The sequence below is a fragment of the Klebsiella variicola genome (assembly GCF_000828055.2).
Taxonomy (GTDB): domain Bacteria; phylum Pseudomonadota; class Gammaproteobacteria; order Enterobacterales; family Enterobacteriaceae; genus Klebsiella; species Klebsiella variicola.
The window spans coordinates 4,883,250-4,897,949 of the sequence record NZ_CP010523.2 but is presented as its reverse complement, the minus strand read 5'-3'; the positions used below and the strand labels follow the sequence as shown (position 1 = coordinate 4,897,949).

The following is a 14,700-nucleotide window of genomic DNA, read 5'->3' as shown; positions in this document are numbered from 1 at the left end:
ATGAATCTGACGCAACTGATTGATAATTATGTTATTTCATCAAGGTTGAGGGGGTGCCTGCTGCTGGAGGCGACTGCCGGACACCTCGACCGCCGGGCGTTGATCCGTGACTGGCTGTACCGGGAAAAACATGCCCATCACAACGATAACGAACTGACCGTCCCTGATGACAGCCACCCTGGTTGGCCAAGACAGGAGGAGTGGGAAGCCAGCGGTATTAACTGTCAACGACTAGGTCAGACCTTTCTGCTCAGCGCTGGCCCTGCTTGGTGTCCGCAGTGGCTGGAGCAGGGAAACGGCATGCCTTTTCTCGCCAGCGATCAGCACCAATTCTGCCGCCAGGACACTCGAGTACCGATGGACCATGTCCTGCGCCGTTACTTCAAGAAGGACAACTATATCAGCTATCAGGCACCGGGCCAGCGCGATGCGGTACGCCGGGCTCTGTTCGCCCCACCGGGCAGTACGCTGTTGGTCAATTTGCCCACTGGCACCGGGAAAACACTGGTAGCGCAAGCATTAGCTCTGACAGCCTCAGCTCCTGGGGCACTTTGTGTACTGATCGCCCCGACCACGGCGCTGGTGTTGGAGCTGGCTAGCCGTTTCCGGAAGTTACTGATTGAAGCAGGGAACAAAGCAGAATCTGTCACCGGCTGGTATAGCGGCTTACCGGCGCAGGATAAATATGATACGTACATGCGTATCCGTGTGGGTGAGCAGCGGCTGATCGTCACCTCTCCTGAAGCGACCTGCAGTTCCCTGCAGTTCGCCTTATTTGAAGCAGCAAAACAGGGAGGGCTGCGGCATGTTATTGTTGATGAAGCGCATATTGTCGCCAGCTGGGGGAACGACTTTCGCCCGCATTTCCAGCAACTTGGTGGCTTAATTCGCGGGCTGAAGCGCGTCAGCCGTGAAGCGAATCTTACACCGTGCTCAACACTGCTGATGAGTGCGACTATCACCGAAGCCAGTCGTAAAATCCTGCGCGATACCTTCGATCAGGAGATGAGCGAAGTCCATGCCTGCCATCTGCGCCCGGAACCTGCTTACTGGTGTTATCGGGCAAAAGACCACAGCGACAAACGGGATAAGGTGCTGCAATCGCTGGCTCATGCGCCACGCCCGCTGATCCTCTACGTGACACGACCGAAAGAAGCTGAAGAGTGGGCGCAACAGTTGCGTTTGCAGGGGTATCAGCGTTTGGCAACATTTACCGGTGATACGCCGAGTGAAGTACGCCGAAGCCTGCTGGAAAAATGGGATAAAAACCAGCTGGATATCATGATTGCGACCTCAGCATTTGGCGTAGGTATGGATAAAAACGACGTGCGCACAGTGATCCATGCCACAGTGCCGGAAAACATGGACCGCTTCTACCAGGAAGTGGGACGTGGTGGACGCGATGGCTATGCCTGCACCTCACTGCTAATTTACAATCATCAGGATGTCAAACAGGCAGAACATCTGTCCTCACAAAAGTTGATTGGTCTTGAGTTGGGCCTGGAACGCTGGAAAAAGTTATGGGGCAGTGCCGAATCGGTGGGCGACAACCTTTATCGTATTGATATAGAGAGGATCCATAGCGGCCTTAATTTCCGCAGCAAACAAAATAAATTATGGAACTTGCGTACCGTACTGATGATGGTGCGTGCAGGAGTGCTGGAACTGGATGCCGATCTACAAAACCCGCCAGACAAAAAAGACTTTGCCGATGTTAATCGCTACGAAGCGGCAAAAGAGCAAATCATCCGACAGAACGGAAACTCACTGGTAGTACGCATCCTGCGTAGTCACCACACCGGAGAAGAAATGTGGAAAACACGTATTATCCCCTCCCGTGAAGAGACGCTGCAAGCTGCAAGGGCTAACCATAATGCATTAATCAACTGGCTGAATACGCCACTGAGCAAACCGCTGTGCGAGGCACTTGTGGATCTCTACTCGATGGCGGAATTTATTCCGGGTCACGCCTGTGGTGGTTGCCCTGCCTGTCGCGATAAGCAGGCGCTTACTAATAATTACCTGAGTCCACCGCCGCTGTTGCTTAACCCGCCAGCGTCGGTGGCACAGCAGGCGTTAAGCCGCTGGCAGGCGCTCAGCGGCCTATCTTACTCCAGTTGCTTTATCACCTATCAGCCAGTCAACGACGATGAGTGGGAACGTGAGAACTGGTATCACCGCGTCGCGACGCTATTGGTGCAGTTGCATCTTAGAGGCATTGTCCAGCGCGTCTGGGCAGATCCTACCTTGTTGCATAGTATATTTAGCGCCATTCCGCGCGGCGAGCGCCTGATCTTGTTGAGTGACGAATTGCCTGCACGTGATGAGCCTGCGCCGGATAACGATGTAATGGCCGAGTTGGCAGAGTTGGTACTTCCCACGCAAGAGTCCTGCGCCAACGGTTACATGCCGCCGTTCAACCCAGCAGCACTTCAACTGACGCTGATCCCGCATGATATGCCTGATCCCTGTCACTCAAGCGGGGCGCATTACGTTCACCTCGATAATCACAATTGGATTACTCTCGAACAACTTCAAAGGAAACTAGACTGTGTCGATTATCAATAACGCCCACGGCGGCAGTCAGTATGCCGTGTTGGTCGCATTCTATCAGGTGCTGAAAGTCAGCCCAAAAAACACGTTACCGCGTGAAAAACTGATGGCGCTCTGCGCACCGGCATCGTTGCAAACTGGCGATTCAGAAAATGCGAGCGGGAAAGCGCCAAAAGAACTAAATGCGTGGTTAGACTTAGGATTACTAAAGGAAGAATCCGGTAACAACACAACTGAAATCAGCCTTAATGCGAGATATTTCAGTACAAAAGATATGCCCCTGCGCCAAGCCACACGCCGCTGCTTGCTGGCTGTAGAGAACAATCGAGACTTGAACTCACGCGATGAGCGTGCCGTCGATCTCACCCTTCTAGCTGCATTGTTACTGGCGCTGGATGTCTATCACAACCCCGAGATCAGTAAGCGTAATTTGGAGCAGTTGGTAAATCATTTACTGCCTGATTTTCGTATCAACAGCTCTAACGAAGCGCCAGTGGTTCCTGCATATCTCAGTTGGCTGGGTTTTGTTCAGCAGATCACTCGCGAAAGCTATGCTATTGACCCCACTAACGCTATCCGTGAAGAGTTGCCGTTTCTAATGCAACTCGGTGAACAACTGTCTATCGCTGAAGTGCTACAACGCCTTAATCGAGCGTTACCGGTGCTGGACGGCGGTAGCTATCGCCAAAATGTCGAAGATCGCATCAGCCGGAAGGGGTGGCGACCGCTTAGCTCAGATCGGTTGTCGACATCGCTGTCGCGTGCACTGCTACGGCTTCAGCTATCTGGGATAATCAATATGGATGAGAAGGCTGATGCCAGTGGCGCAATGCAGTTAACTGGAATAAAAGGGAGCGTGTTGCGCACTGTAACCCACCTTACCTTGACACATACGGGAGTCTACTGATGCCACAATTACAGAGCTACTGGCCTGACGTAGAAAATGTTACCGCATGTATCCTGACCGAAGCTGAGTCTCTAGCTGACAGTCAGTTGCTGGCGGTGCATGAACCAATGCGCCTCGATCGTATTGAATTCCATAGTGGAAAGGTCACACAGGTCCGAGAGAGCGCATTGCTGGAATTTCTGCTGGAGCATAATCGCCCACTGCCCTTGATTGGTGCCTCCGGCGTGGGGAAATCCCACCTAGTGCGCTGGGTCCATGCACAGCTCAAACGCCGGGAAGATCGCGCTAGCTACCACATCATCCGCATTCCGAAAAATGCTTCGCTGCCACGTGTACTCACCAGTATACTTGACGGTCTTGAGGGTGAAGAGTATCAGAGGATCCGCGAGAAAGTTAATGGGGTCGGGCAGCAACTGATCCCTGAAAATGTTGCTGAACATATTGCCCTCAAACTGCGACAGGCGCTGAACGCTGCATTCGCAGCAGCCCCGAAGGAGCTTCAGCGGGCACAGATGGGAAAACTTCAGCTGGACGAAAGCAGAATTCAGCAGTTGAAAGATATTCAACAGCACGCCGCATCAACCCGTCTTCCAGCGCTGTTTTTTGACAGCGTGATGACCGAATATTTCACCGTCCCTGGTTCCTGCCTGCACAATATAGCGCTGCGTTTCTGCCAGGGGGCTGACAACGACAGCATTTCCAACCTGCGCTATGAGATGTCTGCGGAGGACTTCGCTTTTAGCGGCCTGAACCTCAGGAAGGTTTCACCGGCAGTACTACCCTATCTTGTCAATCAGCAGTTACTTACTAGTGATGAAAAAAAACAAGCAGCTGCTCGGGTTGTAAACGAGGTGATCCCACAGGCACTGGGAGACACCTTCGGAGAATTGTTCAGCTTTAACCGGGCCAGTTTCCAAGAGTTGATGCGCATGATTCGCAGTCAGCTCCTCACAGAAGGTCGGAGCCTAATATTGCTGGTGGAAGATCTGGCTGCCACTTCAGCTATTGAGGATGTGCTGATCGACTGTCTGCTGGAAGAAGAAGAGTACGAAGGCAAAAAGGTATTGTGTACCCTGCATTCGATTATTGCAGTGACCGAGGGCCACGACAGCTTTAAACGCCACCGCAATACGTTGGGCACCCGTGCTCGCTATGAATGGGTGATCCAGCAGCATGCCACCGAAAGCGATGCCGCACTGAAAAAACGCGTTGTCGACTTCTGTGGTCGCTATCTTAATGCCGCCCGACATGGGGCTGCGGCGTTGGAAAAATATCACCACCAGCAGGACGGTCAACAGTATCGAGATATCCCTGTATGGCAGGATCAAGAAGTACTGGAAAGTGAATCTGCTGCGCCAGTGCTGGCCAGTTTTGGTTTCAGCAGTGCTGGGCATCCGCTATTTCCGTTTAATCCGGTAGCAGTTGGGCAGTTGGTTGAACGCCACTGCAGAGTCAAAGATCAAGGGCTGGTTTATATTCCGCGTAATATTCTTCGTGAGATCTTGCGCGAGCCGCTGAAGAACTACCGCCAGAGTTACCTGAACGGACAGTTTCCGCCATCAAAGTATGAAAGCATTGTTTGCAATCAAGAACTTCAGTTACGTGTGCGCGTGGAGGGTATTAGCCAGCCTGAACGAGTCAATTCGCTTCTGGCGGTGTGGGGAGGTAATAGTGCAAGTTTGATAGGTCTAAATTCCGACATTTGTAGAGAGTTCGGTCTACCGCATGCAGCGGCATTGCTGAGTAACGATCAGGGCGGTGATAAAGATGATGATGATGATGATGATGATAATGGCGAAGTTGAGAGTGAAAAAGATAACAATTCAGAAGATCAAGTAATTGTTAATTGGAAAGCGACGCTGGAAAAATGGAATCAGGGTGGAAATCTTGAGCAGAAAAAAGCACTTCATCTACGTAAGTTAATCCTTGAAACTTTGTTTTCGCGAATCGACTGGTCAACCGAGTTATTGGATATTTCACTTACTGCCAGCTCAGCAACAATAGCAGGGCGAGTCCGCCTGCCACGAGTACTAGTGAACAAACAGTCCCGTCCACTCGTTGAAATAGAAGATACGCCCGAGTTATACAGCGCCTGCCTAGCAATGGTGCGTTTCGACTACTACCAGAGTTGGACCTATGAAGGCAGTGAAATAGACTATGCGGCCTACCATAGCTTTTTTGACGGCATTGAATCCGAGTTCAAACTAAACGTATTGAATGAAGAACGCGAGGAGCTTGTCAGTATTGTCAAAGATCTACAGTTATGTGGTGCATTTCTCGGTCAGGATGGATTATCGTCACCAGTCTCAACCACTCTGGTACAGGCTCTTTTAACCGAACAGCAACCCGCGGGCAATAGTCATCCACTGCTAGATGATTTCTTAACCCAGGCGCGAGCCGCCGTGATCAATGATCACCAGAAACTGCGTGAGCGCTTAATCGCGCTCACTGCTGCGAAAAAAAACCGTGGTCAACCCTATGCCATCAACGGATTAATGCTTGTGGAGGCGGCAAAAAGCCATCAAGTCGCCGTCGGGAAACGACCGGGTAAGATCCACGAAGTCAAAAATAAACTGGGTGATTATCGGAGCATGCTGCTGAAGGCTCAGATGGACATTACTGAACGCCTGAGCGACGGCAAAAGCTCCAGTCTGGCAACGATTAATATCTGCGATATCATGAAGGAGATAGTCGAACTGGCGAACAGCGCTGATGTCGTCCGCCCGGTGGGTGAGACGGTGCCGGTTCTGCTGAAACTATTGAAGGGTTGGAAAGAACCGGAGTTGAAAAACCAGATCAGACAACTGGAGAAACTGACCCTGCCAGCCGATAACCCTCAGGTGTTGATGAGAGAAATTCTTGCCGTCAACGGCAAACAATACGAGGCATTTCGGCTACTGCTGGAAGCCTGGAGCAAGTTCGAAGATGCTACCGGCAGCTATCTGCAGCAGCGTCACCGTGATGAGGGCGGCGACCAGATTGAGGGAGCCGAAAATGAAGTCGCACAAACCCTGACAAGGTTGGCAGAACAATTAACGCTGCTGGAGAATAACTTAGCATGAGTGAAGTAAGCATCAGTGAAGTGGTAATCTCCAGCGCGTCGGAAGAAATTAGCGTTTTTGCACGGCGCAGCGGCGAATTTAAAACGCGCCTTGAGCGCCATCAGCAACTGGAAAAGGCTCAGGAGATACGCAACAGCCTGTTGCAGGTGGCGCAAAAAATCGATGCTCCGGCGAAAAAACTGGCGCAGATCCTCACTAGCTATCTGCTGCTACGACAGGTTTGCGATAGTGAGAGCGGTAATCCAATTGTTGGCCTCTTTGACCGCGAAACATTTGGCAATCCACAGGCCCTGCTGGCGGCCTTTCTTCAGCAGTATGGGGCGCGTACATACGATGTTGCTCAAGCCCACGAGTTTGGTTTGCTGGTTCTGGAAATTGAGCGCTTAGCCAGTACTCTCAATGAACATACCAGCACTGCGTGGCGTGAATACATCCGTACGTTAAAAGCGCAGTGGGAAGTGGATCAGAGACTTTTCAGCAACCTTGCTCATCAGGAAGGACAACGAAAAGTACAACAGCACTACTGTGACCTTGTCGCTCAGTTCACTAACAGTAGTCGTGGGCTGCCAAAAACTGCTGACGAAGTTGAGGCCATAATCGACTTGCATGAGCAACTTTGCCACCAGCGCGACGCACTCAAGCTGGACGTTCCGGAAGAGGTCAATCTCTTCCTCAAAGCCGTATCTGGGCAAGGCGCCACGCTCGATATGTTGACGCCTAATGTACTCAGTTGGCTGACTGAAGAAGACGACCCGACGCGCTATCGTATAAGACGCCTGTAAGGAATCGTAGTTCAATGGAACAGATTATTCGCAAAGTACTTGATGGGCTGGAGTCGCAAGAGGCGGTACTGCTCACTTGGGGTAACACACAAGGTTTTTTCACTGAGACCGAGCTCCGTAATACTATTTCTCAGGTCCTACAGAACCACCCGCTCGACGCCAACGGCCTAACTAGTTTTGGCATAGCGAAAGTTATGATCGATCGCGGATTGCTGCTGCGCCACCAGCAAAATGGCTTTTCGGTGTTTCGTACCCGCATGGCTGAGTCAGTGCGGCTTTATAGCCAGTTACGGCAGATGTTCCCCAAACATGGCCGAGGTAATAATTGGCGTACTGCGGCGACTCTGGTATCTGACTACCGCTTTCTACGCCGCCAGCGCAAATATCCCAAGCGCAACCTGCAGCCTATAGAGGTGTTTCACCAACTTGATGAAATTGATGGTTTTACTCCTATACACCACCAGTTACTATCGACGCTGATCAGCCATCCGGGGGGAATGTACAACCTTGCGCGTTTTCAGTTGGAATCCTGCAAAAACGTTCTACGTGGGATACAACAGAGCAAGCATCGTTCGACTGCGACCATTGTTTGTGCCGGGACTGGGACCGGTAAAACGCTGGCATTCTATCTTCCAGCCTTGACCTTTATCGGTAGCGAACTGGTCGCCAGGAAGAAAGACTCGGTGAAAGCACTGGCTATCTATCCGCGTAATGAACTGTTGAAGGACCAGTTTATAGAGACATTGCGCCAGACTCGTAAGTTGAACGATGAATTAGCTAAGAATGGAGTGCGCAAGATACGAATCGCCGCACTATTCGGCATGGTGCCAACGAAAAAAGAAACCATCCATCGTGAATATATGAAAAGTGCCTGGAGTCGTCATCGCAATGGCGTGGCTTGTCTCTATATTCCCTGTCCAACTGAGAAATGCCGCGGCAAAATGGTTTGGCACGCAGCCGACTACGATAAGGGCTACGAGCGACTGCATTGCGATAGTTGTAGCCAGACCATTGAGCCTGATGAGGTTATTTTAACTCGCACACGGATGAAGGTTGAACTACCTGATATTCTTTTTACCAGTACTGAAATGCTGAATAAACAGATGGGTAATCCCTTTCTTGCTTCGTTATTTGGTATTGGAAAAAATATTATCCCTCCATCATTGATGCTGCTTGATGAAGTACATACATATTCAGGTATCAGTGGTGCACAGAACGGTATGTTAATCCGCCGTTGGCGGCATCTGTCCGGAGCCACACCACACTTTGTTGGGTTATCTGCGACGCTAGAACAGGCTACTTGCTTTATGGGGGCTCTGACCGGTCTGGCAGAACATCTTGTGGTGGAAGTTAGTCCGAATGAGGACGATATGGAAACAGAAGGTGCTGAGTATATGCTGGCGCTTAGGGGCGATCCGGCTTCTCGATCCAGTCTTCTGTCCACTACGATTCAGACCTCCATGCTTACCAAACGTATGCTCGATAATGCAACATCTGTTGCCAGCAAAGGTATTTATGGTACGCGCAGTTTCGTCTTTACAGATGATATGGATGTCATTAACCGACTCTACTTTCAACTCCTGGACGCGGAGGGCCGTTACTCAAATGGCAATATTAATGTCAGAAAAGAACCGCTAGCGATGCTGCGCGGTGATGCGCCTAATGAAGAGAAATTTACCTTTGGTCAGCAATGGCCACTATCCAAAGTTATTGGGCACACACTTGATTCTGCTGACCGTAGTAACGTCAAGAGAACCTCTTCGCAGGATGCTGGGGTCGATCTTGTTGCGGATCTTATTGTAGCTACAGCCTCGCTGGAGGTCGGTTTTAACGATCCTAACGTCGGAGCAGTGATTCAGCATAAAGCGCCGCGTGATAACGCTCAGTTTTTACAGCGGAAAGGACGTGCGGGACGTCAACGTGCTATGCGACCGTGGACTGTTGTGGTGCTTTCCGACTATGGACGCGATCGCATGGCATTTCAATGTTACGAAAACCTGTTCGAACCGGTATTGAAAGCAAAACAATTACCTATTGGTAATAGCTACGTACTGCGTATGCAGGCCGCTTATGCAACGATGGACTGGCTTTCAAGTCGTAATAAATATCTCAAAGAGTGGAATAGTGGTATTTGGGATGACCTGTCCATCCCGCAGGATAATGGCAAGATCTCTAACGCCCAGTTAAAACTAGCTGAGATTATTGAAGAACTTTTGTGTAATCAAAAAACTCAGCAGGTTTTCAATGAATGGCTGGCTGAAGCGTTGGGCATTAAGGAAAACAACCAGTTGCAATCATTGCTATGGCAACCACCGCGCGCAATAATGACGGCATTTTTGCCAACGGTATTAAGAAGGCTTCGCTCTAACTGGTCACGTCTTGGTGTTGAACAGGCCGATAATTGCCGTAAAGGCATACCCATGCCGGATTTTGTTCCGTCTGCGCTGTTTAACGATCTTTGCTTGCCTGAGTTGCAAATTAACCTGCCAAATGAGGTTGGTAAAGAACCTGAGCCGCAAACTATGCCGATTTTACAGGGAATGAAAGATTTCGCCCCTGGCCGAATTAGCAAGCGTTTTGCCATTAATAACATTCGAGAACGTCACTGGGTAGTGCCAAAAAATTTAGATCTGAAAGACGGAACGCATCTTTTCCCTATTGATGATTATTGCCCACCAGACAAACGTGAAAGCATGCCAGATGGCCATATTACCACTCGCAGTGGTATGAAGACTATTCCCTGCTTCCGCGCTTGGGATGTGTCGACCAGCATTCCACCGGATGAATTAAAACTTAGTGAAACCTCAAATGCGTTCCTGACTTGGCATAGTGAGATTCGTCCTCCTCAGCGTGGTATCCCGGCAGAAGTGCCATCCAATAATATTTGGGAGAGAATATTCCAGCAGGTGGAGTTTTACAGTCATCAACAACACTGCCCTATTGAGGCAGTACGTTTCGCCACCGGTTCAAAAGCCAATATAAAATTCAGCGATCAGCGAGATGATTTGCAGATTAATTTTAAATTTGAACATGAGGGTAAACCTGCTGCCTTTGGCTTCTCATTATGGGTTGATGCGGTGAGATTCCAGTATCAGATACCTAATTTTGATCTTGCCAATATTAGCAATAACTGGGAATTGATGGCTGGGTTACGTACAGCGCGTTTCATGTATGAAGTCAGCAACGATGATGCTATTAGTACTAACCCTTTCTTGGGGGGATGGCTAGCAGAAACTGTACTGGCAGGCATTGGCTGTGAAGCAGTTTTGAAAGATTGTTCGCTAGAACAGGCGTTTTACGCACTGCAACAAAATGTTGCTCAAATTCCTTTATTTGACGTTCCCGCACGAATTTTCCAGACACTCCATGATGTGCAGACGGGAGAGGAAGTTGAGCAGGATCTACAGCATAGTCTGCGTGAATTACTTTCCCAGGCCCCCGTAATGGCAAAAATAGCCGATTGGGCTGAATTACTCTGGCAGCCCTTGGATGATAATTGGCTGGATTGGTTCACCTTTAACTTCACTAACACTTTGGGTGCGGCGTTGCTGCAAACTGCAATGCAACTGTGCCCGGATGCTGACGAGAACGATCTTATCCTTGATCTCAGTGGGGGGCCGATTCGCACTGAGCATTTGGGTCCAGGGATACATGAAATCTGGTTATCAGAAACCACCGTCGGTGGCGGTGGAATCATTGAAAAAATTCAACATATTTATCGTGAGGATCCGCGCCGCTTTTTTGAACTGTTGGACTTCAATCTTCGCCCTGGCGATTATGAGACAATGGATAATAATGTCTGGTATCTATTGCAGAATTTGGCGATTCCGACATCACCACTGCCTGCTCGTATGGACGAGATGCGTCTTGCGAATAGCCACGTTAGCCAGATTCAGGCACAGCGCAATCTATTGGGAGAGTTGCAGCGCAGTGGGTTTATGACCAGCCATAGCTTCCTGTCAGCGATCAATACCCGCTTACTACGGCCAGGAACCGATGCCAGTAGTGACTTCTTTATGCTGCAATTGCAACAAGAATGGAGAAAGCATGAGAAGCGATTAGGCATTGAATTACCGCAACGCGTGTTTGCTTTTACCTGTAGTCAGTCCAGTTTACTTGATCAACAATTAAGACAAGCTAGCCAAGGGCAGCACAATCTGGAGAGTTGGCGATTTAATACTTGTAATGGCCTATTGTGGCCACGTGGTTATACAATCCGCGACAACTGGCTTACTTGGTATAATCCCTACAGCTTTGCTGGACCAACTGAGCGCCTACTGTTGGCACATGTGGTGCAGCACAGTTGCGCCCAGGTGGCACTCAACCAAACCGACTGGATTCAAAAGTGTCACCATCATCTGGAGAATGATGGTAAATGTGAGTTATTGGCTGAACTGGGAGACGCACTTAATGAGGCCATCGCTACTTTATTGGTCACCCCAGTAGAAATGTACGGGTTATTCTTCTATCCCCGCGTTAGTGCCCTGCGCCGCCACAATAATGATTCCTTCGTCATTATTGAAATCCCGGAGGCTATCCAATGAATACCCGGCGTATTTTTAAATCCAGATCCTCCCGCCAAAGTGAAGTGATGGATGTACTCAGTTCCTTGCTTGTTGCTGAGATCGTTCAGCCAAGCGCGGAGTTGTGGCTTGTCTCGCCTTGGATCACCGATCTTGATCTACTGGATAATCGTACTGGGCGTTTTGATTACCTCGAACCTGCTTGGGGACAGCGTATGGTACAGACTTCAGAACTGCTGGCGCGTGCAGTTGCCAATGGTTGTACGCTGAAGGTGATGACCAACGAAACCCAGCATAACGCTCGTTTTATCAGACAGCTAACTGAACGCGTAGCTAACTACGGTATGTTGGATAGCCTATTCATTGGTCAGAAACAGGAGTTGCATACCAAAGGGGTTCTGGGTGACCATTTCTTCTTGAGCGGATCGATGAATCTGACGATTGGTGGGATTGTGATTAATGACGAACAGATCAATCTGACCACAGACAAAACCGCGATTGTACAGGCTTCACTGGTATTCAATGACTATTACCAACCTGTACAGGGAGGGGGGGTATGAATATCAAAGGCAGCGAGCAACTACTGCGTAACTTTTTCGATGGGGATGAAAATATTATCTCTTGGGAAAAAATTGAGAGTGAGCAGTTGGAAAAATCTACTTTACGGCGTTTGAAGCCGTGGATTGAGGATGTCAGGAGCGGATGTTTCCCTGTGATCCTGCCGCGCGTCATGAAGGGCTGCAATGATAAAGTTACTTGGTATGCTATAGCCGATGAAGAACGAAACTACGCAGAGCTAGGTGAATTGATAGATTCACATGTGGGTACATCATGGTCGGATTTTAACCGCCAGCGTATTATGTTGAATCCAAATAGTTCAGTAGAAAAAGCATTGATCGAGCACTATGGCGATAGTGTATATAAGTTTAGCTCGCTCTCGCGACCTATGATTCTGGAGGTTTTTAAAGGCATTGAGCGTCTGCGCCTCCAACTTGCTAACCGACCGAGCCATCATTACGCACTTTTACGCCCGCGTGGTCGTATCCTGCGAGACATTAGAGCTGCGCTGCGTCGCCATGATGTGCCGCAAACACGTATCTACTTGCAAGAGTTGCGTGATGCCGGTGGCATCGGCCATATCAACGAGTTATTTATTGAGCTGCGTTGTTTGGCAATGGAAAAGGACGCCAAAAGTTTACTTGAATCGCCTGAGCTACGCAGGGTGATGGATATACCACATCCTTTAGTGCTAGCTGAAGAAGTGATGGCGGTGCTTTATCAGCAGATGCTACTAAAGTATGAACTTGAAGAAGACTTGGCAGCCCAACGCAGGGTCTTTAATGATTCTTTGGCAAATAGTGTGCCGCGCTTATTCCTGGTGATACAGGGGATTCGCACTCCAGCAGCGGTTAAAAATACTCTTCTGTGGCTTCTTTCCGATACTCATAGTGCGCCTTCAAGGTTGAAGGAGCAGGCACATCAATTAGTGGCCGGGATGGAGGGAGCATCGGACAATGACCGTTTCTGGATCAGCCAATTGCTGGCAGCCTTCCCTAATGAAATAAATTCTGTTCGGCCTATCAAAGACATTGATGAGTTGCTTGTTTTGGCTGATGAACATCCGGAAAGCGCACTGGAAGAATTGGTATTACTGCCTGTTAGCGCACCTGGTGTAGCTATCGCGTTGCAATGCGCTTGGGTTGTGGGCAGTACAGGAGCAGCTGTAAAAGCTATTAGCTTTTTGCAGCAGTTGGTGCAACAGGAACGAGATTTGTTGTTGGCAAAACCGACTTTTCAGCGTTACTACGCAGAGCTGCAGACATTTTTACCTGTCACGCTCGCAGTAGAGAATGCAGTTGGGTTCAATAACTGGCAGGACTGGTTACAGAAAGTGCTAGAGGATCCTCAGTGGGTGCGAGCAATTGAAGCCGTAGAACAGACTAGCCATCAATGGCCTACAAGTGCACTCGAGACAGAGGTATTCATTTCGCTACTTGATAAGAGCGATAATCGTACAGGCATGATCTTGCGTGATGCTATCCCTGTTCTACTTGAATGGCTGGATAACCATCAGGCTGAGGCTTCATGGCAACCTGTCAGGTTAGCGTTATTGCAGCAATTAGTATTAGATGACAACAGTTCCCGTGAAGATGTCATTATTGCTTGCGATCTGGCTCGCGGTTACTTAGAAGGGGACATAAATGCGAACGACTATCGTGAATTGATAGAAAACCTACAGGTTATGATTGAGAGTTCCGGCACGAATAGTGCTAGTGCGTGGCTGGATATACTTGAACTCTTTCTTATCTATCCAACCGTTGACAAGCTTGCCAGAGAGCAATTATTCAGCTTGGTATACAGCAAGTTCTATAGTAACCCAGTCCGTTATAGCAAATTGCAATGGAATCTATTAGCTCAGTTTTCTGAAGAGTGCGGTCTTGTATTTGAAATTCCTCTTCAGGCTACAGATGAAAATAATGAAGGAATTTCGGGGGAAGTTCAGGCAGGGGCAACGCTGAATAATAAAGTTGTAGGCATTTATACTTTAACTGAGCCGGTAGCACAGCGAGTGAAAAAACAACTTCTAGCCGATTACCCTCATGCAGATATTCGTCTCAACAGTGATAAAGGCGGATCGACAATTCTACGCTCTTTAGCAAAGGAGGCGGATTTATTTGTTTTTGCTTGGCTTAGTTCGAAACATTCAGCTTATTACGCAATAAAAGAAGAACGTGGTGAAAAACCTTTTCTACAACCTTCGGGGAAAGGTAGCACCAGCATGCTAGACTGTATTCGCACCTATCTAAAGGGATTGTCAGCATAAATAATCTTGGGTGGCGTGTTCACGCCACCGTCTACACTTCACGTTCGAG

General features: G+C 49.1%; 7 protein-coding genes. All 7 read left to right on the top strand.

What is annotated here, in order from left to right; all coding sequences use genetic code 11:
* The 7 genes from dpdF to dpdD are packed head-to-tail and all read left to right on the top strand — an operon-like array spanning position 1 to position 14,651.
* On the top strand, positions 1–2,568 hold the full coding sequence (dpdF, locus tag SP68_RS22910) for a protein DpdF (protein WP_040972653.1): 2,568 nt from the start codon (positions 1–3) through the stop codon (positions 2,566–2,568).
* Positions 2,552–3,460: a protein DpdG gene (dpdG, locus tag SP68_RS22905; RefSeq protein WP_040972656.1), complete on the top strand. Its 909-nt coding sequence runs from the start codon at positions 2,552–2,554 to the stop codon at positions 3,458–3,460. The genes dpdF and dpdG overlap by 17 nt, the downstream gene beginning before the upstream one ends.
* Positions 3,460–6,522 carry a protein DpdH gene (dpdH, locus tag SP68_RS22900; RefSeq protein ID WP_040972658.1) on the top strand — a complete coding sequence of 1,021 codons (3,063 nt, stop codon included), beginning with the start codon at positions 3,460–3,462 and terminating at the stop codon, positions 6,520–6,522. The genes dpdG and dpdH overlap by 1 nt, the downstream gene beginning before the upstream one ends.
* Positions 6,519–7,304: a hypothetical protein gene (locus tag SP68_RS22895; RefSeq protein ID WP_040972660.1), complete on the top strand. Its 786-nt coding sequence runs from the start codon at positions 6,519–6,521 to the stop codon at positions 7,302–7,304. Before dpdH ends, SP68_RS22895 begins: the two co-directional genes overlap by 4 nt.
* A 14-nt stretch (positions 7,305–7,318) precedes the next feature.
* Positions 7,319–11,848, top strand: a complete 4,530-nt coding sequence (gene dpdJ, locus SP68_RS22890) for a protein DpdJ (protein WP_040972662.1) — start codon at positions 7,319–7,321, stop codon at positions 11,846–11,848.
* Positions 11,845–12,387, top strand: coding sequence for a phospholipase D-like domain-containing protein DpdK (gene dpdK / locus SP68_RS22885; protein ID WP_040972664.1), 543 nt, complete (start codon positions 11,845–11,847; stop codon positions 12,385–12,387). Before dpdJ ends, dpdK begins: the two co-directional genes overlap by 4 nt.
* Positions 12,384–14,651: a protein DpdD gene (gene dpdD, locus SP68_RS22880; protein WP_040972666.1), complete on the top strand. Its 2,268-nt coding sequence runs from the start codon at positions 12,384–12,386 to the stop codon at positions 14,649–14,651. Before dpdK ends, dpdD begins: the two co-directional genes overlap by 4 nt.
* Positions 14,652–14,700 lie beyond the last annotated feature (49 nt).